At 45.2% G+C, this 23504-nt stretch carries 20 protein-coding genes; 18 read left to right on the top strand and 2 right to left on the bottom strand.

Annotated elements, in window-relative coordinates; all coding sequences use genetic code 11:
* Nucleotides 1–28 precede the first annotated feature (28 nt).
* Entirely contained in the window at nt 29–733 is a 705-nt protein-coding gene (locus L3V35_RS04530) for a response regulator (protein ID WP_017088801.1), read from the bottom strand.
* Nucleotides 734–1012: 279 nt separating this feature from the next.
* Between L3V35_RS04530 and L3V35_RS04525 the strand changes: the two genes are divergently transcribed.
* Nucleotides 1013–2122, top strand: a complete 1110-nt coding sequence (locus L3V35_RS04525) for an alpha/beta hydrolase (RefSeq protein ID WP_237298610.1) — start codon at nt 1013–1015, stop codon at nt 2120–2122.
* 358 nt (nt 2123–2480) lie between these two features.
* Complete coding sequence (locus L3V35_RS04520) at nt 2481–3680, top strand: diaminopropionate ammonia-lyase (RefSeq protein ID WP_237298608.1); 1200 nt, start codon at nt 2481–2483, stop codon at nt 3678–3680.
* A 160-nt stretch (nt 3681–3840) separates the two neighbouring features.
* Here the strand turns inward: L3V35_RS04520 and L3V35_RS04515 are convergent, their stop codons facing one another.
* Complete coding sequence (locus L3V35_RS04515) at nt 3841–4332, bottom strand: Lrp/AsnC family transcriptional regulator (protein WP_029225134.1); 492 nt, start codon at nt 4330–4332, stop codon at nt 3841–3843.
* 309 nt (nt 4333–4641) lie between these two features.
* Here L3V35_RS04515 and L3V35_RS04510 point away from each other — a divergent pair, with 309 nt between their 5' ends.
* The 16 genes from L3V35_RS04510 to L3V35_RS04435 all read left to right on the top strand — a co-directional run bounded on the left by L3V35_RS04510 (nt 4642) and on the right by L3V35_RS04435 (nt 23359).
* The gene (locus L3V35_RS04510; protein ID WP_237298606.1) at nt 4642–5436 is read left to right on the top strand and encodes an Asp/Glu racemase; all 795 of its coding nucleotides are present in this window, start codon (nt 4642–4644) and stop codon (nt 5434–5436) included.
* 101 nt (nt 5437–5537) lie between these two features.
* Nucleotides 5538–6749 carry a M20 aminoacylase family protein gene (locus L3V35_RS04505; RefSeq protein ID WP_237298604.1) on the top strand — a complete coding sequence of 404 codons (1212 nt, stop codon included), beginning with the start codon at nt 5538–5540 and terminating at the stop codon, nt 6747–6749.
* A 188-nt stretch (nt 6750–6937) separates the two neighbouring features.
* A complete protein-coding gene (gene dctP / locus L3V35_RS04500; RefSeq protein ID WP_017105430.1) occupies nt 6938–7981 on the top strand; it encodes a TRAP transporter substrate-binding protein DctP in 1044 nt (347 codons plus the stop codon).
* Between the two features lie 120 nt (nt 7982–8101).
* The gene (locus L3V35_RS04495) at nt 8102–8644 is read left to right on the top strand and encodes a TRAP transporter small permease (RefSeq protein ID WP_054545996.1); all 543 of its coding nucleotides are present in this window, start codon (nt 8102–8104) and stop codon (nt 8642–8644) included.
* Complete coding sequence (locus tag L3V35_RS04490; RefSeq protein WP_017111212.1) at nt 8641–9984, top strand: TRAP transporter large permease; 1344 nt, start codon at nt 8641–8643, stop codon at nt 9982–9984. Before L3V35_RS04495 ends, L3V35_RS04490 begins: the two co-directional genes overlap by 4 nt.
* A gap of 37 nt (nt 9985–10021) precedes the next feature.
* Nucleotides 10022–11203, top strand: a complete 1182-nt coding sequence (locus L3V35_RS04485) for a Xaa-Pro peptidase family protein (RefSeq protein WP_237298603.1) — start codon at nt 10022–10024, stop codon at nt 11201–11203.
* A gap of 402 nt (nt 11204–11605) precedes the next feature.
* Entirely contained in the window at nt 11606–12208 is a 603-nt protein-coding gene (gene betI, locus L3V35_RS04480) for a transcriptional regulator BetI (RefSeq protein ID WP_017075682.1), read from the top strand.
* Between the two features lie 96 nt (nt 12209–12304).
* Nucleotides 12305–13765, top strand: coding sequence for a betaine-aldehyde dehydrogenase (gene betB / locus L3V35_RS04475; RefSeq protein WP_102551005.1), 1461 nt, complete (start codon nt 12305–12307; stop codon nt 13763–13765).
* 72 nt (nt 13766–13837) lie between these two features.
* Nucleotides 13838–15565, top strand: coding sequence for a choline dehydrogenase (gene betA / locus L3V35_RS04470; protein WP_237298601.1), 1728 nt, complete (start codon nt 13838–13840; stop codon nt 15563–15565).
* A gap of 145 nt (nt 15566–15710) precedes the next feature.
* Nucleotides 15711–16682, top strand: coding sequence for a choline ABC transporter substrate-binding protein (locus tag L3V35_RS04465; RefSeq protein ID WP_114634473.1), 972 nt, complete (start codon nt 15711–15713; stop codon nt 16680–16682).
* Nucleotides 16683–16777: 95 nt separating this feature from the next.
* Nucleotides 16778–17620, top strand: a complete 843-nt coding sequence (choW, locus tag L3V35_RS04460) for a choline ABC transporter permease subunit (RefSeq protein ID WP_009845976.1) — start codon at nt 16778–16780, stop codon at nt 17618–17620.
* A gap of 2 nt (nt 17621–17622) precedes the next feature.
* Entirely contained in the window at nt 17623–18873 is a 1251-nt protein-coding gene (choV, locus tag L3V35_RS04455; protein WP_237298600.1) for a choline ABC transporter ATP-binding protein, read from the top strand.
* A 360-nt stretch (nt 18874–19233) separates the two neighbouring features.
* A complete protein-coding gene (locus L3V35_RS04450) occupies nt 19234–19716 on the top strand; it encodes a MarR family transcriptional regulator (RefSeq protein ID WP_017075687.1) in 483 nt (160 codons plus the stop codon).
* A 276-nt stretch (nt 19717–19992) separates the two neighbouring features.
* The gene (locus L3V35_RS04445; RefSeq protein ID WP_237298598.1) at nt 19993–21408 is read left to right on the top strand and encodes a coniferyl aldehyde dehydrogenase; all 1416 of its coding nucleotides are present in this window, start codon (nt 19993–19995) and stop codon (nt 21406–21408) included.
* An 85-nt stretch (nt 21409–21493) separates the two neighbouring features.
* Nucleotides 21494–21937 carry a hypothetical protein gene (locus tag L3V35_RS04440; RefSeq protein ID WP_004732424.1) on the top strand — a complete coding sequence of 148 codons (444 nt, stop codon included), beginning with the start codon at nt 21494–21496 and terminating at the stop codon, nt 21935–21937.
* A gap of 216 nt (nt 21938–22153) precedes the next feature.
* Nucleotides 22154–23359, top strand: a complete 1206-nt coding sequence (locus L3V35_RS04435; RefSeq protein ID WP_171315187.1) for an iron-containing alcohol dehydrogenase — start codon at nt 22154–22156, stop codon at nt 23357–23359.
* The last annotated feature ends 145 nt before the right edge of the window (nt 23360–23504 follow it).

Raw genomic sequence — 23504 nt, 5'->3', positions numbered from 1 at the left:
TCTTTCATTACGCTCGTTTAGAGCGAAGTTAATGCCAGGCGGTTGAAACAAATAAATAGCCTTTACCGCGAATGGTCTGAATTTTTTCTGCTGGTGTGTGGTCGTCGCCCAGAATTTTTCTTAGACGTACGACTTTGTTGTCTATCGTCCGATCGATCCCGTCGTACTCAATGCCACGTAGTGTTTGCGTCAAATAGTCACGTGATAACGGCGTATCAGGGTTGCTCGCTAACAACCAAAGTAGGTCAAATTCACTGTCGGTGAGTGACAAAACTGCACCTGAAAGTTCACACTTCTTATAGGTGTTTTTCAGAACGAGTTGATCAAACTGAAGGTTGTCTGAGTCATCGACTGAAGCGGTATTGGCGTCTTGGCGGCGTAATAGCGAACGAACTCTGGCCAGCAGAACTCTTGGTTTGATTGGCTTGGTGACATAGTCATCAGCCCCTGTCTCTAAACCAGCGACGTGATCAAAGTCGTCATCGCTAGCGGTGAGCATCAAGATTTTACCTTTATAGTGCGTACGCGTCTGTCGGCAGATTGTAAGCCCATCAGTTACAGGAAGCATCAAATCCAGCAGCACGATGTCAGGTTGCTCCGCGAGGATGGTCTGTGCGGCATCGCTGCCATCATCCAATACGGTGACATCAAAATCTTGCGCGACAAAGTAGTCTTGCAGCATTTTCTGAAGTTTCAAATCGTCTTCCACGATGATCATTTTAGGTTTTGTCATTCCATTATCAGCCTTGTCGTGCGTTTCATTTATTGAGATTACGTAAGGGAGCCTTATCTAGTGGTTAGCTATTGTGGCATCTCCAGTTTTCATGCTTTACGTAAAATACCTGACATGAATGATTAAACACTTTCCACGCCAGTTCAATGATGATTTTGAATTTGTGCGAAAATAAAAAACAATGTTCAAAAAGACATACATTCTCATACATTCGCACGACAGATGTTTTCTTCTTTAAATAATAGAATTTTCCCATCAAACATTTTTGGGAATTACCATATGAATAGCTATAGAAAAACGTTATTGGCATTACCTTTGATTCTTTTAGCTGGCTGTAACTCAAGCTCCAACTCGGGTAAATCGGCAGGTAACGCTGCCACTAAAGCGCAAGTGAAACCTAAGGCGGATTATGTATTCTCATCAGTGAAATTAGGCAAGTTGTATCAAGAACGAGAAGAACTTCAAGAGTCAATGAAGCTTGATTACGATGGTGTGCAATATGAAACAATTCAGTTTGCTGAAGAGCTCAGTGATGAGCAAAAGGTGGTTAGGCTAGCAAGTCGCTTAGGTCAGAGTGTTGATCTGTATCTTCCTGATGCGGGGTTTGATAGCTGCGGTATCTACACAGAGAGCAAGGGCTTGGACGTGTTTGATTGTAGCGCCGTACTACGCTCTGTTTCTAACGAGACCACGTTAATCCAAACAACAGCGAATAGTGCAAAAAAGGTTAAGCTTGAGTACCAAAACGAGTTGTCGCAATACGTGACGAGCCTAGGTTCGACGATTCTAAGTAAATCCAAAAATGGTAATAAAGTCACTATCACCACATCGTTTGCCTTCAACGCTTTTTACCGCGATGTGCTCAACGAGACTGGCGCTGTTGAGCGCATTACTTCCACTCTAGGCGCATCAACCTATTCTCAGCTTTTTGATATCGTGAAGTTATACCGAGGCAGTGAGATGACGTTGAAGTTTACTAACCATATCGGTGGCAGTGCTGATGACGAAATCAACATGTACACCGGGCGTATGATCAATAACAACAAGATGACGACGGTTGTGACTCCAACGGGTTCGGTTTTCTCGGGAGGTACGGATCTATTCGCTGCTGGCAACCCACGCATATTGCAACGCGCGGATACCACCAAAGCCATTGAGCTGAATAAACAGGTGGGTGTGCATAGTTGGGCTGAAGGGGATAAAACGGCCAAAGAATTCCCATACACCGACGTGGGTCATCGTAGACAAGCGACCTATTTTCAAAAGGTGATGGGAGAGAAAGGGATCGATTTCTATATCTTCACTTTAGATTCTGCACCTGCTGCTGGTGAGCACTGGATGACTAAAGCAGACTCTGATAAGTACGGTTTCATTACACGTATTGAGTAGTCAAAGAAAGTAGCAATAACGACTCCGCAAAGGTTGGTGATGGCTCTGTCATTATCGGCCTTTTTTGTGCCTGTTGTTTCTGCATTGGTTCCGGGTTGTTAGGCTAGTGGTTCCATCGCTCGAATTGGAATTTTTCTATCGGTAGAATTCATTGATTAGGTTGTCACATCGGAATGGTGAATAAATTCTTCATTTAACACTCATGTAACAATTAATTCCCGCAGATCGCGTGATAAGAATGTGTAATCACGGCACTTTTTTGTCGATAGAATTTATTATCCGCAGCCTTACTCGCTGATAGGTTTCTATAATCTAACGATGTAAGGAGCATGTGAATGACTAATAAGGACGATCATTTATGCAGTTACTGGCAGGCACTCTGACACACTACGCTAACCCTCAAGCACGCCCTGAATTGGAATACTCGAGTGAACAGCGTGACATTTTAAGTGTTGCGAACTCTCAACAAGCGATTAAAGATATTTCTCAATGGCCTGGCTACTCTGTTACTCCTTTGCATGAGCTGAATGCAATCTCTGCTGAGATCGGCGTAAACAAGTTTTGGTACAAAGATGAATCGCAGCGTTTTGGCCTAAAGAGTTTTAAAGCACTGGGCGGCGCGTATGCCGTTGCTCGTCAGCTTCAGATTGAGATCGCCAATCGCTATGGGAAGAACCCGACCATCAGTGAGTTGCTCAACGGAGAGTGGAAATCTGAGGTTGCTGAAATTGTTGTCAGTTGTGCAACAGACGGAAACCATGGTCGCTCCGTCGCATGGGGCGCACAAATGTTTGGTTGTGGTTGTGTTATCTACATTCACCGTGACGTATCGGAAGGCCGCAAGCAAGCCATGGAAGCGTTCGGTGCAGAAGTGGTACGCATTACCGGTAACTACGATGAGTCTGTTCGTTTGGCCGACTCAGAAGCTAAAGCGCAAAATCGCGTGATTGTTTCGGACACTTCTTACGAAGGCTACATGGAAATCCCTAAAGACGTTGCTTTGGGCTACACCGTGATGTTGGCTGAAATTGTCGATCAATTGAATGGTGAAATTCCAACCCATGTCTTTGTGCAAGGGGGAGTGGGTGGTCTAGCTTCAGCAGTTTGCGGCTATTTCTGGGATCTATGGGGCGCCGATCGCCCACGCTTTGTAATTGTCGAACCTGAGCAGGCTAACTGCTTACAGAAGAGTGCTCAAGCGGGGAAACCTATCGTGGTTACGGGCGACCTAGAGACGCTGATGGCAGGACTCGCATGTGGTGAGGTTTCAAGCTTAGCCTGGACGATTCTACAAAATGGCGCTGATGACTTTATGACGCTGAGCGAAGAGGCCATTCCGCAAGCGATGCGTATGCTGGCAAGTGGCGAACAAACGGAAGTGTCGATAGAAGGGGGGGAATCTGCAGTACCAGGTTTTGCCGCTGCGATCATCGCCAAACAAGATCCGAAATTCGCTGAAAAATTGAATTTGACTCAAGACAGTCGAGTGTTGGTTATTGGCACTGAAGGGGCAACCGACCCTGAGCTCTACCAACAGATCATCGACAACAAAATCTAATAACTAAAAGTACATAGCTAATAATTAATAGCTGATAGTTAACAGCGAATCGCTAACAACGAATAACAAAGCAAGCCCCAAGGTTGGCGGTATGTAAGATTTCTTCATACCGTCTTTTTTCCTCTCTTTTTTGACTTCATTTCATGACACGCCTTGCCTTTTAATCGCGCTGATCATCAATCGGAATTGTCAGCCCTACCTTAACGTTATCCATCACCACATTGGTTTGAAAACTCTTGATATTGGCATTATCGAAGAAGGCTTCACGAGTAAAGTTGTCGTATCCCTCCATGTCTGCTGCTGTGACAATCATGATGAAATCTGAACTGCCGGTCACGTAATAACACTGCTGTACTGAGCGGTTTGAACTCATTTCTTTTTTGAAGTTGTGCATCAAATCCACACGCTCGCGTTCTAATGTCACCTGAACGATAAACGTCATCGCATGACCGACTGCTTTTGGGTTGATAACGGAGACATCAGCTTGAATGACACCTTGCGCCCTCATGCGTTTTAAACGGCGCTGAACGGCAGCAGGAGACAGCCCGACCTTTTCTGCAATCTTGTCTGAGGTAGCTCTATTTGAGTCTTGTACGATGTTGAGGATCTTCTTGTCGAAACTGTCGACCACCAATGCAGGTTGCTGTGTCATACCCATACTTCCCAATATCTGTTTGTAAATTAATTGTTTCTTTTGAACCAGTGTGTGATCGAGTTAAAGGTATTTAGCCTTAATAATTAGCCCTCGATGAATGAGAACAAAAAATCACTATAACGCAGAAAAAATGCGGAATTTCTGCACAACAAGGTAATCATTTAATGATAATCCTTAAAGTTATCGGTGCATTATTAATCTTGTGAACGAAATGTAAAGATCAAATCAACAGAGTTTGAAATTTATATGAAACATGTTGTTAACATCATTTTGCGGTGTTAACTCTCGCTCAAGGAGTTGGAAAGTATGAAATCTGCAACCGCTACTTTACAGTTTGAATTAGAAAAATTAGCACCAGCAGGACGCGTCGGTGTGATTGCGTTAGCGACAGATTTCAATATTGAGCGTGATTTAAACGCGCTGTATCCAAACGATGTGCAATCGTTCACCAGTCGCCTGAGAAACTACAATCCATTGACGATAGAAAACCTACGCAAGATGGAACCGGGAATCGAAGCTTGTGCTGATACCATCTTACCGGGCACTGAATTGGATGTGGTGATTTACGCTTGTACCTCCGGCACCGTAGCGATTGGCAGTGAGCGAATTACGCAGCTCATTCACCAGTCTCGCCCAAACGCTGCGGTAACGAATCCGGTGACCGCTGCCTTAGCGGCTTTCGACAGCTTTAAGGCAAAGCGCATCTCGGTATTAACGCCTTATACGGAAGCCGTGAATAAAGACGTGGCGGCATTTTTTGTATCGCAAGGCATTGAAGTGTTGAGCATCGCAGGCTTTGGTTTTGAAGATGACACCGCGATGACGTTCATTTCTCCAATGGATATTAAGCAAGCCGCGATACAAGTCTGTGACCCTGAAGCTGACCTGCTGTTTATCTCTTGCACGGCATTGCGTGCTGCATCGGTGATTGAATCCATTGAAGCGGAATTAGATAAGCCCGTTGTTAGCAGTAATCAGGTGTTGGCTTGGCATTCGCTTCAGTTGATGAACTACCCCATACCCATAAAAGGCTTCGGTGCACTGCTAGAGCACCATCTTGAGCCAACCTCAGATAATTACCGAAGGTCGCAGTCGTTGTAACGACCTTTGATTAAGGCTGCTCGCTTTGCGTTTACATTCAGCAGCCAATCTAACTCCATATTTTACGTTAATACAAAGAATTGCACTTTGGGACTACTACTATGCCGTCTACTTTCTCGATCAAACCAGACCAACTGTCTTCGCAGCTTATTCAAAGCATGACGGAATGGCGTCAACACTTACACCGTTTCCCTGAGTGTGGCTTTGACGTCAATCTCACCTCTGATTTCATCGCCAGTAAGCTTGAGAGCTTTGGCATCGAAGTGGTGCGTAACATCGGTAAAACAGGATTGGTAGGGATACTTCGTTCAGGATCAAGTGAAGCGAGCATCGGTCTTCGAGCTGATATGGATGCTCTGCATATTCATGAGCAAAACAGCTTCGCACACTGTTCACAACACGATGGGAAGATGCACGCTTGTGGTCACGATGGACACTCTGCAATGCTGCTTGGCGCAGCAAGTTATTTGGCTCAAAACCTATTATCAGGGAACCCAACTTTTGATGGCACGGTGTATTTCATTTTTCAACCCGATGAAGAGCACGGTTGTGGTGCTCAAGCGATGATTGATGATGGCTTGTTTGAGCGATTCTCGATTGATGAAGTGTATGGCGTACACAACTTTCCCGGCTTAGCGGAAGGTGAATTGATGGTTCGCCCCGGATCATTAATGGCCAGTGAGAGTAGCTTTGAGATCACCATTAATGGTGTGGGTGGGCATGCTGCTCTGCCGCATCAAGGGGTCGATCCTCTCGTTGTTGGCTCACAAGTCATTCTTGGTCTGCAAACCATCGTGTCTCGTAATCTCAGTGCGATTCACGACACCGCTGTAGTCTCTGCGACCGAATTTATTACTGATGGCACGGTTAACGTCATTCCTACTCAAGTGGTTATCAAGGGTGACTGCCGCTGCTTTACTGAATCTTCTCTCGAGCGAATCAAGCAAAGTATGGAGCGAATCGTGGCGGGCATTTGTCAGGCAGCAGGGGCAACTTACGACTTTGAGTTCATCAATACCTTCTACCCAACCATCAACAGCGAGCAACAAACCCAATACTCGGTAGCTGCTGCGCAGAAGGTGCTTGGTGTAGAGAACGTTAATGACGCCTGCGACCCACTGACAATTTCGGAAGATTTCTCAAGCATGTTACGCGTTAAACCGGGCTGTTATGTGCTGCTGGGTAATGGCACGGAATCGGTCGGCGGCTGCGCATTGCATAACCCCGAATACGACTTCAACGACGGCATCTTAAAGCTCGGTGCGAGCTACTGGATTCAGTTGGTGAACGATCGTTTAGCACGATCAATTTAGAAACATTTATTTAGAAGTAACAACTCAATTAGAAGCATAAGTAAAGAAACAGATTCAGCAGTGACGCATTTGGCACTGCAAGATGGCTGACTTTAAACGGAGTTTATTGTCGACACAGCCAAAACTGAAGCGCGTGAAGTGACCAAGGTCATCAGCGTGTAATTAGGATAATAAAAAGGAAAGACAGGATGAAACGATTAGGCGTAGCACTGCTAAGTTTGAGCATGGTTTTTGGCGTTCATGCCGAAACATGGAAGTTTGCTTCAGAAGAGGACAAAACAGACGTTCAAGACATCTATGCGCAAAAATTTGCGGAAGTGATTAAGAAAGAATCTGATGGTGACATTCGTGTTCGCATCTATTACTACGGTCAACTGGGTACAGAAAACGACATCGTAGAACTGGCTGCTAAAGGCACGATTCAATTTGTGTCGGTAGGCGCGGGTCACTTAGGGTCCTATGTTCCTGAAGTACAAGCGGTGAGCTTACCGTATGTTCTGGGTACTAACGAAGCGATCACGCATAAGGTCTTAACGGAAAGCCCAACCATCTACAACAAGCTGGCTCCTAAGTTTGAGAGCGTAAACCTAAAGCTGTTGTCGATGATGTCTGAAGGCGAAATGGTATGGGGTGGCAACAAACCTATCCGTACACCTGAAGATTTTGCGAACCAGAAGATCCGTACTTTCACTTCAACCATTCCTGTTGAAACCTACAAAGCGTTTGGTGCAACACCTACTCCTCTTTCTTGGGGTGAAGTGTACGGTTCACTGCAACTTAAGACCATCGATAGCATGGTTAACCCGATCTACTTCATCTACAACGCGAAGTGGCATGAGGTTCAAGATTACCTAATGTTCCCAGGTCAGCAACCTTATGTGAGTACGGTTTCGACCAACAGCAAGTGGTACAACGGCTTGTCGGAAGAGAAGCAAGCGATGGTCGACAAAGCGATCACCGCGGCAGACCAAGCGGCTTACGACTATCAAATCCGCATCAACAAAGAGAACATGGACAAGATCTTGAAAGAGCGTCCAAACATGCAAGTGGTTGTGTTAACCGAGGAAGAGCGTGAACGCTTCAAGGTACTTAGCCAAAAGCTGCACACGACTTACTATGACGTGGTAGCAAATGCTTATCCTTCTGGTGAGCAAAGTGAAGCACGTGAGGGTGCGAAAACCATTCTCGAAGAAATCCTAGATGAAGTGAAGGCTGCTTCAGCGACGCAATAGAAAGCGTTGTTAGGATGAATGCTATCCGTTGTTTATTGGCAGCGGGTAGCTTATCCCCACCTTCTCCAAATTGTGGCAATGGACCCCTGTCACTGAACGAAGTATGGAGCACTGCCTGTTATGAAAGAACTGCTACATAAAATAAGCGTCGCGACAGAAAAGCTAGAACGCTTTTTAATCATGACCGCTATTCTCGCGATGATGACCAACTCCACTGCCAATGCGATTGGTCGGTATGCCTTTAACAAAAGCCTATTTTTCTCAGAAGAGCTCAATCAGTTTTTGATTGTCTCAGTCACCTTTATTGGCTTCGCTTATGCGGTACGCCAAGGTCGAAATATTCGCATGACCGCGGTTTACGATTCATTGAGCACTAAAGCTCAGAAAGTTCTCACAACCATTATTGCGCTACTCACCGCCATGTTGATGTTTTATCTCACTTACCATGCGTTCTTCTACGTCAAAGAGCTGAAAGATATCAATCGATTAAGTCCAGCTCTACAGTTCCCGGTTTATTGGGTATACGCGATCATTCCAATTGGATTTTTTATTGCCGGATTGCAATACAGCATGAGTTTTTTGATGAACTTACTGCACAAAGAAATCTACGTGTCATTTGACGTGATTGAAAACAGAAACACAAAAGTAGGTGAGTTCGAATGAGCGATGTTGCACAGTTTTTCTCGGACATTATTGCCGGTGAATTAGATATCTATGTCATTACCTTTACTCTTGTCTCTGTGATGGTGATTCTGCTTTTTTTGAGCTTCCCGATGATTGTGCCGTTAGCGGTCGGGGCTTTAATTGGCTTGATTCATTTCTCTCAGGTTGAGCCGGGCGTGCTGATTCAGCAGATGGTCACGGGCATTTCGCCTAACGCATTGATTGCGGTGCCCATGTTTATCTTGGCGGCCGATATCATGACGCGCGGCCACACAGCCTATAACTTACTTGGTTTAATCCAAGCGTTTGTCGGACACTTACGTGGTGGCTTGCCGATTACGACGTGTATCAGTTGTACCTTGTTTGGTTCTGTTTCTGGTTCGACCCAAGCGACCGTGGTGTCGGTTGGCCAAATCATGCGTCCGAAGTTGCTGCAAGCAGGCTATAAAGACAGCTTCGTGATGGCGCTGATCATCAATGCCAGTGACATCGCGTTTCTTATCCCACCGAGTATCGGTTTGATTCTTTACGGCACCTTAGCCAACGCCAGTGTGGGTGAATTATTCATTGCCGGTATTGGCCCAGGTTTAGTGCTCGCAAGCCTGTTCTCGTTGTACAGCTATGCCTACAGCGTAAAACACAGCGACACCATCACTTTGGTTGAAAAAGCCAACACTGCAGAACGTATTGAAGCGATCAAGAAAGCGATTCTGCCTCTTGGTTTCCCTGCTTTGATTATCGGTGGAATTTATTCGGGCATTGTCACGCCAACCGAAGCGGCTTCGTTTGCAGTGCTGTATGCGATTATTGTCGAGTGCATTTTTTATCGCAAACTTGGCGTAAAAGACATCTGCGATGCGGCGTTAAACACCGGCTTGATTACTGCGGTGGTATTTGTGCTGGTGGGTGTTGGTCAGGCGTTCTCTTGGTACATCTCGTTTGAGCAAATTCCTCAAGAGTTATTGGCTCCCCTCAATCTAGAAGACGCTTCGCCTGAATTCATTCTGTTTGTTATCGCACTGACTTTCTTTGTTGGCTGTATGTTTGTGGATTCATTGGTGGTTCTACTTATCTTGACGCCCATCTTCATGCCGATTGTGGATGCAGCAGGCATCGACCCAATCTTGGTCGGTGTGATGGTGACGCTACAAATGGCAATTGGGTCGGCAACGCCGCCATTCGGCTGTGACATCTTTACCGCAATTGCGATTTTCGAGCGTCCTTATATGGAAGTTATTCGCGGAACATTGCCGTTTTTCCTCATCTTGATATTGATGTCTGCGTTGTTGATTTTCTTCCCAAGCATCGCTCTGTTACCAAGAGACATTTTATTCAATTAATCCGTCGAGTTACCCTTATTCAATCAAGGATAGAGATATGAGTATATTGCCATTAACACCTCCGCAGAGAGGGTTTGAATCAGCAGAACTAGAGCAACGTACTGTCGAGTTGCAACAACGTCTTCGCGCGCAAAACATCGATGCTGCGTTTTTCACGACCGAGCCTGAATTCCGCTATTTCAGTGGCTTCAAATCGCAGTTCTGGGAAAGCCCAACTCGACCTTGGTTTTTGGTGGTGCCAGCGGTTGGTAAGCCCATAGCGGTAGTGCCAGAGATCGGTGTGGCTGGTTTTGACGAGACATGGATTGACGATGTGCGCAGTTGGCCTTCACCAAGGCCAGAAGATGACGGTATCTCTTTGTTAGCTTCTACTTTATCTGAAGTCTCCAAGGGTTCTCGCAGAATCGGTTCTATGATTGGCCCTGAAACACATCTGCGTATGCCTGCCACTAACTATGCGTTGTTACAGCAGAAGCTGAGCCAACACAGTGTGGTTGATGTGTCACTGATGGTTCGCGATCTTCGCAGTGTTAAGTCTCAAGCGGAGATCGATAAAGTACGCTTTGCTTGCCAAGTCACGGCGGCGGGCTTTGAGTATCTTCGTCATCATCTCGCGATAGGGATGACAGAACGACAGGCGTGTAAAGCCATGCATTTGGAGATGCTGCGTTTGGGTGCCGATGCGTGTCCTTACTTGATCTCCGCATCAGGCCAAGGTGGCTATGACAACATCATCATGGGACCAACGGATCGTGTACTTGGTGAAGGTGACGTGTTGATCATCGACACGGGGGCTAACTTTGATGGCTACTTCAGCGACTTTGACCGCAATTTTGCGTTTGGGCATGCGCAGTTAGATACGATAGCGGCTTATGACGCCGTTTATCAATCGACAGAAGCAGGGCTCGCGATTGCAGAGCCGGGACGAACAACCGGAGACGTGTGGCAAGCCATGTGGTCGGTACTCGAAAAGAACGGTGCACTCGGCAACGATGTGGGTCGAATGGGGCATGGTTTGGGCATGCAGCTAACCGAGTGGCCATCACATGTGCCCAATGGTGACGTGATATTAAAACCCGGTATGGTGCTAACCCTTGAGCCGGGGATGGCATTTGCGAAAAACCGCATGATGGTGCACGAAGAGAACATCGTTATTACCGAATTTGGTTGCGAAATGTTGCACCAAAGGGCATGGCAATCGATGCCGATTATCGGTTAGTTACGCTTAGAATCTAGCCATAATGTTGAACCCTAGTAGAGGAGGGCGTTCAAGCACTTTGTTGGACGCTCTGTTCTATTTTTTACTGCATCATACCCCTTCATTTTTTACACCCAAAGACCTCTAATTGTTGAATGCCTTCTTGTTTCTAGAATCTCTCTTTCTGTTTAAATATTATCCTTATTGAGCAAAAACATTTGACCAATAACTATCACACCTCAAATCTTTAATTAATTTCATTAGCGGTCTAAATGATATTCAACCTTTTGTTTTTATGGGTTATTTTTGTTTTTGAACGCTGTATTGTTACAGGTTTGTTTTAAATAATCATTTGAACCCTAATTAAATTTCTGTCATTTTATACTTAACTGAACGTTCAATATAAAATAAAAGGACTAAGAAATGCCGAAGGTTGGGATGCCTGACATACGTAAACCACAGCTTGTTCAAGCCACCATGACGGTGATTGACCGAGTGGGTTTACATGCCGCGAGTATTGCGTTAATCAGCAAAGAAGCGGGCGTGTCTACAGGTATCATTAATCACTATTTTGGTGGGAAGCACGGCCTGCTCGAAGAGACGATGCGTGAAATCCTTCGCCAATTATCCAACACCATCACGACTTCACTAAAAGCGCTTCCTGTTGATGCTCACCAACAGAGAATTAACGCGATCATCGACGGTAACTTCGAAGGTTACCAAGCCGAAAATAAAGTCGCGAAGGCATGGTTGGCATTTTGGTCCTATTCAATGCATGACCAACAACTGAAAAGACTGCAGCGTGTGAATGAAAAACGTTTGATTTCGCATTTACGTCTTGAGTTGAAAGGTATTTTGAATCATGAACAGGCGGATCTCGTTGCTCACGGGATTGCTTCTCTGATTGATGGGTTATGGCTGAGAGGCACGTTAAACCCTGAAGGTATCGATGCTCAAAAGGCTCGCGCCATCATCAATGATTATCTTGATAAACAACTGACGTTCTACTCGTGTAACACCGCATAGAACGCGGTCGTAGCATTGCAATCATAGTACCTGAACGGCAAACACTCACATATAGACCAGCAGAGTCTAATAACAATAATTAAGTCAGAATCTCAAATGGAAATGAACTCGTTATATATTGATGGCGCAGCGGTTAAAGCTACGTCTGGTGAAACCTTTGATAGCATCAACCCAGCAAACGGCGAGCCTAATGCAACGCTAGGCCAAGCTTCTTCAGCGGACGTGGATAGCGCTATTGAATCAGCGAAACGTGGATTTGCGGTATGGTCAGCAATGACAGCCGTGGAACGCAGTCGTATTCTTTTGAAAGCAGTAGCAATACTTAGAGCTCGAAATGATGACCTTGCAAACCTTGAGGTTGTTGATACGGGTAAGCCACTGCAAGAAGCGATTGAAGTGGATGTGGCATCTGGCGCCGATGTGATTGAATACTTCGCAGGCCTTGCGCCTACGCTACAAGGCGATCAACAACCCCTTAGTGAATCTCAATTCTTCTACACTCGTCGTGAACCGCTTGGCATTTGTGCAGGCATTGGCGCGTGGAACTACCCGATTCAAATCGCGATGTGGAAATCAGCTCCTGCATTGGCTGCGGGTAACGCGATGATTTTCAAACCTTCCGAAGAAACCCCGCTAACTGCGCTTAAGCTTGCTGAGATATTTACCGAAGCTGGCCTTCCTGATGGCGTATTTAACGTGGTTCAGGGTGACTACCGTGTCGGCCAAATGCTAACGGCTCATCCCGATATCGCTAAAGTGTCTTTCACAGGTGAGACGGGCACGGGTAAAGCAGTAATGGCAGATAGTGCTAAGACGCTTAAATCGGTCACCATGGAGCTTGGCGGCAAATCACCAATGATTGTGTTTGATGATGCGAAATTGGATGATGCGGTTTCCGCTTCTATGGTCGCAAACTTCTACACCCAAGGTGAAGTGTGTACTAATGGTACTCGTGTTTATGTACACGAAAACATCTACAACGATTTTATCGACCAACTTAAAACACGCACTGAAAAGCTGATCATTGGTGATCCAATGGATATGGAGACTCAAATTGGTGCGTTGATTTCTAAAGAACATCTTTCAAAAGTTCTCGAAGCGATTGAGCTAGCAAAACAGTCTGGCGCAACATTGCTGACTGGCGGTTATCAAGTGACTGACAACGGGCTAGCGAAAGGCAACTTTGTTATCCCAACCGTGTTTGTGGACTGCGAAGACAACATGCCACACGTTCAACAAGAGATCTTTGGCCCTGTAATGTCGGTTCTAAAATTCAGTGATGAAGACGACGTTATTCGCCGTGCTAACGACACCAAATATGGCCTTGCGGCTGGCGTGTTCACGCAAAACCTTTCTCGTGCTCACCGCGTGATCCATCAAATGCAGGCTGGTATTTGTTGGGTTAATACGTGGGGTGACTCACCTGCAGAAATGCCTGTTGGTGGCTACAAGCTTTCGGGTGTTGGTCGTGAAAATGGCCCAGAAACTCTACTCCACTATACGCAAACTAAGAGCATTCTTATTGAGCTAGGCGACTACGCCAGCCCTTATGCCTAACGCGTAACACTTAATTCAACGGGCTAGCTTAAAAGAGTTAGCCTCACTGACTCATCTCAGGGAACTTAAAATATGGAACAACGCTACGATTATATTATCGTCGGCGCGGGTTCGGCCGGCTGTGTGTTAGCGGATAGGCTAACGGAAAGCGGTGAACATAGCGTTTTATTACTGGAAGCGGGTGGTACGGATAAGAGTATTTTTATCCAAATGCCAACGGCGCTTTCTTACCCGATGAATACCGAAAAGTACGCATGGCAGTTTGAGACTCAACAAGAGCCAGGCCTTGATGGACGCGAACTGCACTGCCCACGCGGCAAAGTGTTAGGCGGCAGCTCATCAATCAATGGCATGGTTTACGTGCGTGGTCATGCTTGTGACTTCGACCAGTGGGAAGAAGAGGGTGCTGCCGGTTGGAATTACCAAGCGTGTTTGCCTTATTTCCGCCGTGCTGAATCATGGAGTAAAGGCGGCGATCAATACCGTGGCGACAATGGCCCAGTCGGCACTTGTAATGGTAACGATATGGAGCTCAACCCGCTTTACCAAGCATTCATTGATGCAGGTAAAGACGCGGGTTACCCAGAAACACAAGATTATAACGGCTACCAGCAAGAAGGCTTCGGCACCATGCATATGACGGTAGACAAGGGTGTTAGAGCCTCAACCTCTAACGCTTATCTACGTCGAGCATTGAAGCGTTCAAACCTAACCTTGAAGAAAGGTATTGTGGCGCGTCGTTTCTTACTTGAAGCACAAGACGCACAAGACCAGTCATCAAAAGGTCAATCAAGGCTGAAAGCTGTTGGTGTCGAGTTTGAAAAGTCAGGCAATACCCAAGTGGCTGTAGCGAACAAAGAAGTGATCTCGTCTGCGGGTTCTATCGGTTCCGTTCAACTGCTTCAACTTTCTGGTATCGGCCCGAAAGCCGTGCTTGAAAGGGCAGGCGTTGAGCTTAAACACGAACTCAGTGGCGTCGGTGAAAACCTTCAAGACCACTTAGAAGTGTACTTCCAATATCACTGCAACGAACCCATCACGCTCAACAGCAAGCTTGGCTTGGTCAGCAAGGGCATGATTGGCGCGGAATGGATTCTGACTCGTAAAGGCCTTGGTGCCACTAACCACTTTGAATCGTGCGCGTTCATTCGTTCTCGCAAAGGATTGAAGTGGCCAAACATTCAATATCACTTCCTGCCAGCAGCGATGCGTTACGACGGCCAGGCAGCTTTTGATGGCCATGGTTTCCAAGTACACGTTGGCCCGAACAAGCCAGAAAGCCGCGGTACGGTTGCGATCACTTCTGCTGATCCGCATGCTAAGCCAGAGATCATTTTCAACTACATCTCGACCGAGCAAGACCGCCAAGACTGGCGTGATTGTATTCGTCTGACGCGTGAGATTTTGTCTCAACCGGCGATGGATATTTACCGAGGTAAAGAGATTCAGCCGGGTTTAAATATTACTTCTGATGAAGCGATTGATGAATGGGTTAAGCAGAACGTTGAAAGTGCTTATCACCCTTCTTGTGGCTGCAAAATGGGTTCAGATAACGACCCAATGGCGGTGCTTGATGAAGAGTGTCGCGTTCGCGGTATCGACAGCTTACGTGTTGTTGACTCATCGGTTTTCCCAACTATTCCAAACGGCAACTTGAATGCCCCGACCATCATGGTTGCTGAGCGAGCTTCGGACTTGATTCTTGGTAAGCCAATGCTTAAAGAACAAGACGCTCCAGTGTGGATTGCACCTGAGTGGGAAGAGAAACAAAGAATAAACAAACCAGTAAGAGAAGCGTAAGTCTCTGTTATTAGTTAAAAAATAGAAAATATTTCAAAAATAGAAAAAGCAAAAAGTAACAACAAAAATTAGTCAAAAGTCAGAAGAACTGCTCTTTATCGGTGTTGATATCGAGCAGAAAAAGGAAAGATAAAAAGGAACCATTATGACGACTCTAAATATTCAGAACATGACCACGAAAACGTTAACAGCACTAGCCATTAGTTCATTTGCATTTGGTGCTAACGCTTCTTTTGAACCACAGCAATGTGAAAATGTTCGCTTCGCTGATGTAGGCTGGACTGACATTACCGCAACAACCGCCGTTACTTCTGAACTATTAAAAGGCCTTGGTTATAAAACCAAAACCGACCTACTTTCAGTACCGGTGACTTACTCTTCAATGGCGAACGGCGATATTGATGTATTCCTAGGTAACTGGATGCCAACCATGGAAGGCGATATTGCTAAGTACCGTGAAGCGGGCACGGTTGAAACCGTTCGTGCCAACCTTGAAGGCGCAAAATACACACTAGCTGTACCAAAATATGTGTACGACTCTGGCGTAAAAAGCTTCGCAGACCTAGCAAAACATGCCGACAAATTTAAAGACCGCATCTACGGCATCGAACCGGGCAACGATGGTAACCGCTTAATCCAATCAATGATTGATTCTGACGCGTTTGGCTTGAAAGATTTCAGCCTAGTGGAGTCAAGTGAAGCGGGCATGGTATCGCAAGTATCTCGCGCTGCTCGTCGTAGCCAGTGGATCGTTTACCTTGGTTGGGCACCGCACCCAATGAACAGCAATGTTGAGATGGAATACCTTTCTGGCGGTGACGACTTCTTTGGCCCTAACTACGGTGGCGCGAATGTCTACACCAATGTTCGCTCAAACTATCTGTCGGAGTGTTCAAACGTCGGTCAACTTCTACAAAACCTAGAATTCACTCTAGAGATGGAAAACCAGTTGATGGAAGAGATTCTTAACCAAAAAGTGAAGCCAGAAAAAGCGGCTCAACAATGGTTGAACAACAATTCTCAACAAGTGGAAGCTTGGTTAGACAACGTAAAAACACATAAAGGTGAATCAGCGACTCAAGCCGTCACTGAATACCTAAAGCAAGTTAAAGCTTAGTTCTACCTATCTCAACAGCTACATAAATAATAAAGGTGGGCTTGCCAATTTATCGATTGGTTTGAAGTAGCCCACCCATAATAAAAGGCAATATTGTGAATTTTATTACGGAAAACAAAATCCCTGTCGGACAATGGATGGAAGCGGGTGTTGATTGGCTAACAATCAATGCAGCAGGATTCTTTGACGCTATTTCGATTTTTCTAGAAACCGTCATTATGTTTTTAGTCGACGTATTTAAGTGGATGCCACCGGCTTTACCAATCGTGATGACCGCGGCGATTGCATGGTATTTACACCGTAAACCCTCGCTTGTGATTTTCGTGGTTGCAGCTTTGCTGACTATTTTAAACCTTGGCTACTGGCAAGAAATGCTGGAAACCTTTGTCCTCGTGTTTGCAGCGACAACGATTTCCGTATTAATTGGTGTTCCAGTTGGCATTATGGCCGCGCATCGCCCTTGGTTATATACAGTTTTGCGTCCAATCCTTGATTTGATGCAGACGGTTCCAACGTTTGTGTATTTGATTCCGACTTTGGTTTTATTCGGCTTGGGTATTGTTCCTGGCTTAATCTCGACCATTATCTTCGCCATTGCCGCGCCAATTCGTTTGACCTACTTAGGGGTAACTAAAGTCCCTGAAGAGTTGATTGAAGCGGGTAAAGCGTTTGGTGCGAGCCGCATGAAATTACTGATGAAAGTGGAATTACCGGCTGCCTTACCAAGCATTATGGCGGGTGTAACTCAATGTATTATGTTGTCGCTTTCGATGGTGGTTATAGCCGCACTTGTCGGTGCAGACGGCCTTGGTAAGCCTGTTGTTCGCGCATTGAACACAGTGAACATCTCACAAGGTTTTGAAGCCGGATTAGCGATTGTTTTAGTCGCAATCATCCTTGATCGCTTGTGCAAAACACCAAACCAGAAGGAAGCGTAGCTATGTCTCTAGTAAATAAAGCGATGTCTCAAGAAAACAAAGCTGTATCTCAAGAACAGACAGCAATGGACGCGATTACCATTAAAAACCTCGATGTTGTGTTTGGTAATAAATCGAAACAAGCGCTTGAGCTACTCGACCAAGGTAAAACTCGCCAAGAGATCATCGATGAAACAGGTCAAGTTGTTGGTGTGGATAATGTGTCGCTGACGGTTAAAGAGGGCGAGATATGTGTATTGATGGGTTTATCGGGATCGGGTAAATCTTCACTGCTTCGCGCTGTAAACGGTTTGAATGAAATTAGCCGAGGTTCTTTAGCAATCAAAGATGGCGACAAGTTGGTGGATTTAGGCGAACAATGTGATGAAGCGACCTTGCGTCATCTTCGTACTCACCGCGTATCAATGGTTTTCCAAAAATTTGCTTTGATGCCATGGCTTAACGTATTAGACAACGTGGCATTTGGTCTTGAAATGCAAGGCGTAGCCAAAGACGTTCGTCGTGAAAAGGCGCGTGAACAGTTAGAGATGGTGGGTTTAGCTGAATGGGAAACCAAATATCCCCACGAGCTTTCTGGCGGTATGCAGCAACGTGTTGGTTTGGCGCGTGCATTTGCGATGGATACAGATATCCTCTTGATGGATGAACCTTTCTCTGCACTTGACCCTTTGATCCGTGCACAGCTTCAAGATGAATTGCTTACATTACAAAGTAAACTCAATAAAACGATTCTGTTTGTGAGTCACGATCTTGATGAAGCGCTGAAAATTGGTAATAACATCGCAATCATGGAGTCAGGTAAACTGATTCAACACGGTAAGCCAGAAGACATCGTATTAACGCCAAAAACGGAATACGTGAAGGACTTTGTTGCTCATACCAACCCATTGAATGTACTTAAAGGTCGTTCACTCATGCAGCCTCTTGATTCACTGACACAAGATAACGAGAGCTGGAAGATCTGTGAATCAAAAGATTTATGGATAGAACAGAGTGAAGGTATATTATCTGTAAAAGGTGAACCAACGTTGGCTCTTGTTGAGTGGAACGAAACTGACGATTTAACCGCAATCAGCGCATCGAGTGTTGTGGTGGCAAGCCCAGAGATCGGTATGCGTGATGCGATTAAGCTAAAGCAGATCAGTAATCATCCGATTTTACTTGTCGAAGACAATCAATTGGTTGGGATCTTGGATAACAGTGAGTTTTATAATGCGCTCACAGGCAATTTCCAACTTAATAATGCCGCTTAATCATTTGAGCTAAAATATAAATTGTCGAAACATTAAATAGGTAGTGGGGTTCAGTCGTTCTCTCTACCTATTTGACTACTCTGCCTTTTCTTTGTTCACGACTTCTGGCTTTTTGTTCCCTTGTTAGCCGATATAAGCCCCAAAATCGGTACTCATTGAGCAAAAGTGTTGGCCTGCGCAAATTCAGATGCATAGAAAAGATTGAGAATAGTATGAACATCAGTACAATGCGGAAAAATCAATGAAGTAATTTATCAATTTACAGTGTAATTCGAGCGCGCGTGACGTAATCACTCGAGACATTTTATCGCTTCGACACTGTAAAACCATTCACAGTATATTAGTACAAAGGTCTGCATCTTGGACAAACATGACGAAATCCTGGTCGCTATTCGCCAAATTATTCGCGCTATCGATTTACACTCGAAGAAGCTGAGTAAAGAGTATGGTTTGACTGGCCCTCAATTAATCTTAATGAGAGCAATCCAAGAGATGGGTAATGTGACGATCAAAGAGTTGTCTAATCAAACTAATGTGAGCCAAGCAACCACCACGACAATCATCGATCGCTTGGAATTGAACGGTTATGTACAACGAGTGCGCAGTGAGTCAGATCGACGTAAAGTGCACGCAAACTTGACTGAAAAGGGTCAAGAGTTGTTAAGTAATGCGCCACCACCGCTACAAGATAACTTCGTTAAAAAGTTCCAAAACCTCGAGACATGGGAGCAAAGCTTGCTGCTTTCTTCAATGCAACGTGTGTCGGCAATGATGAACGCAGAAGACATCGATGCCGCTCCAGTGCTTCAGCTTGAAGGCATTGCAAACGTAGCCAAAAGCTAACGTTAGTTTTAAATTGTTTATTTAAAACAAAAACTTAAATAGTTATTAAATGGTCGCATTAAGCGGCCATTTTTGATCTCATCATGTAAAGTTTCTAGTTATACTGCCTGTTCGCTACGCCCTTCTATTTTAAATCTCCCTGGGTTTTAACCCTACGTTGTAATCACCTTATTTATTTGTATTCAAAAATGCATTGACGATTCTCTGACAATAAAGATATAGACCGACCGGTCTGGTTTGTATTATTGTGTGCTCATCTTAACCACGAGGTGATGTATGAAATACGAATTGACGCCAACACAAATGACCATGACGTTGAACAACATGCAGGGAGCTTTTGCACAGAACCCGATGCCAGCGGTATCGGTGAGAATTGAGCAGTTGCTTGCACTTAAATCTGCGCTTATCGATTACACAGATCGTTTGTGTTCAGCCGTGAGTGAAGACTATGGTCACCGCAGTCGACAAGACACTTTGATGGCCGACATATTGCCTTGTATCGGAAATATTGATCACAGCATTGAGTGTTTACCTCATTGGTCGACATCTTCGATTCGTCATTCCGGCCCTTTGCTTTCAACCTCTCGTGTTGAAGTGGTTTATCAACCCAAAGGCGTTGTCGGGATCATTGCTCCGTGGAACTTCCCGATCATGTTATCCGTCGGCCCGCTTATTTCGGCGTTGGCAGCGGGCAATCGCGCCATGATCAAGATGAGTGAATTTACCCCTGCGACGAACCAAGTATTAAGATCGCTATTGGCAGAAGTTTTCCATGCCGATGAAGTGTGCTTGGTTGAAGGTGAGGTAGAAATCGCAGCCGCATTTTCGGCATTGCCGTTTGATCATCTTCTGTTTACGGGGTCAACCCAAGTGGGTCGCCAAGTGATGAGGTCAGCGGCTGACACGCTAACTCCAGTTACGCTAGAGCTAGGCGGTAAGTCACCGGTTATCGTTGCAGAAGACATGCCAATTGATATCGCGGTTGAGCGAATCATTTATGGTAAGAGCCTCAATAACGGGCAGGTGTGTGTGGCTCCTGACTATGTATTGCTACCTGAAGGGAAAGTTGAATCTTTCATTCAAGAGTATAAAAAACAGTACCAATTGCTGTTCGATGAAGGGGTGTATTCCGAGAGTTTGACGTCCCTAATCAATCCTCGTCAATGCGACCGCATAGTTGGTTTGTTGAATGAAGAACGACAAGCTGGAACGCGAACCGTCGCTTGCCATGACGAAGCGATGGACTTAGATAACCACCGTTTGGTGACGCACCTGATTGTTGAACCAAGCCTGTCATCCAAGGTGATGAACGAAGAGATTTTCGGCCCACTATTACCCTTGATTACGTATCGCAATATCGAAGAGGCGCTCCAAGTCATCAATAGCAAACCAAGGCCGTTAGCACTCTACCTGATGAGCTTTGATTTGAGTTTACAGGCTCAGGTTAAGCACCAAGTTCATTCCGGCGGAATGTGTATCAATGACTGTGTTTTCCATCTAGCGGTTGATGACGCGCCGTTTGGTGGCATTGGTGAATCAGGGCAGGGCAATTATCACGGTAAAGAAGGTTTCCTTACCTTCTCCCATGCCAAAACAGTCTTGGAAACAGGCTTAGACCATCGAGTTAAGTATCTGTTTTCAAAAGAAGACAACGAATTAAAGACCGCAGTGATGAGCATGCTTGGTAAGTAAATCATTTCTGTTATTACTCAGTTTATCTACACGAAGTTATTTATAAGAAATTATTTTTACGACGTTATTTTAAGAGGTTATTTTTATGTTAGAACGATTTTTTGAACGAACGATGAAAGCGTATTTGATGGTTACAGGATTCTTAACCGCAACCGCTTTCTCTACTTTCCTTGCGCCTGATTGGAGTATGCAAACGCTGTTCTCGTACAACGATACGATGATGGTGAACAAAGAGTATCTTATGGGCACCTATCAACACTGGGGAGTCATGGTTGGCTGTATTGGTGTTTTGTTGATGTTCTCGGCGAAGTACAAATCGCTGCGTACTTCGACCATGATTTACAGTGCATTTGAGAAGTCGATGTTTGTGGGCATATTCTTATACAACGTATGTATCAACGATTATGAGTGGTTTTACGGTTGGAGCGGTGTGTTTGCGCTCGATGGATTTGTGACTGTCTACTCTTTAGTTTACCTGTATTACTACCTCACTAGAGACAAAAGCAAGGTGCCTGCTCATCTTCGTTAATAGTTAATAGTTAATAAGTTGCTCATGGTGAGTCAATGACACTTATTTAATGATCACTCACTAACTTATTACTACAGCCCGCATTTGCGGGCTTTTTTCGTTTTGGGGCAATGATCCATAAAGATCTTAATTGACATATCTTTGACATTAACACTCTAGACCGACCGGTTTGTATTGGTTATTGTTTAGTCATCAACTAGAAATGAGGTAAATACCATGACAACCAATAATTTTAACTTTCAACTTAAAACCATTGTTCATGCTCAAGAGAATGGCATTGAAAATATCCCTTCTCTTTTTGGTCGCTTAGGTGCGCAAAGAGTCGTGCTCTTTTCTGATAAAGGCTTGGAGTCTCTTGGCTTTGTTGAGCAGTTCTCGGCGTTGTTTGTAAACCAGAATGCGAATCAGGAAGCGAACCAACAAGCGGTTCAGCTTGTTGGCGTGTACACCGATATCGCGCCAGACGCGACTTGCGACAACATCAACGCTGCCATTGAGTTTGCAAACAGCGTCAATGCTGATGCGATCTTGTCTGTTGGTGGTGGCAGTGTGATTGATGCTTCTAAAGGCGTGAAATACGCATTTCATAAACAGATAGATGATATCCGTACGGTGATTGCGGGCGGCGGTCATATGGATGTGTGGCCAAACAATGAAGATATTCGAGTGCCACACATTGCGGTTCCGACAACGGCTGGCACGGGCGCAGAAGCCTCTCCGATTGCTGTTTTTTACAATGAACATGAAAACATTAAGGCAAGTCTAGTCGCGTCTGGATTGGAAGCTGATATCGCGATCCTTGATCCAACGGTGACCACTAAGCTGCCTGATCATCTGACTCGTTCTACCGCCATGGATGCACTAACACACGCTGTTGAAGCGATTGTCTCGCCAATGAGTAATGCATTCACCGACGCTTACGGTATTCAGGCTGCAAAATTGATTGTTGAAAACTTACCCTTGGCATTGAAAGAGCCAGAAAACCTAACGGCACGCGGCAACCTTCTTCAAGCAAGCACCATGGCGATTTCTGCTTTCTATTCGTCTTTGGGCGGTATTCCGATTCACAACTGTGCTCATGCCTTTGGTGCGATTAGCCACATTCCACATGGCGATGCCAACACGGTATTAATGCCGGTTGTGATTGAAGCACTGCCAGAGTTCTACATGCCGAATGCGGCGAAGTTAGCTCAAGCATTCTCTGTCGACACTACGGGAACCGATGAGATGGTTTACCAGAGAGTGTTGGATTTCTTAAATAACTTCCAAACCAGTGTGGGTGCGATGAAGCGTTTCAGCAGCTGGGACTTTGATGAGCAAGAGAAGAGCAACATTGCAGAAGCGATTGAAAAAGACATCTGTTTTCAGTTCTACCCAATCTCGAAACAGACGATTGAAACCATCATAGAGAAAGCGATTTAAGTCTCTGTTTTAATCGACTGAATGTTATGACCATTTAATTCAGTCGATGATTCACTCAACAATCATTACTCGAGAGCCAATTATGAAAATTGAAAACGTATTGCTATCAAGCTTGTGCATCATCGCGCCATTCCTACTTTTCACC

The organism is Vibrio sp. L5-1, assembly GCF_021728315.1.
GTDB lineage: Bacteria > Pseudomonadota > Gammaproteobacteria > Enterobacterales > Vibrionaceae > Vibrio > Vibrio splendidus_K.
The sequence above is the reverse complement of the archived record's forward strand: the minus strand, read 5'-3'. Positions and strand labels throughout refer to the sequence as shown.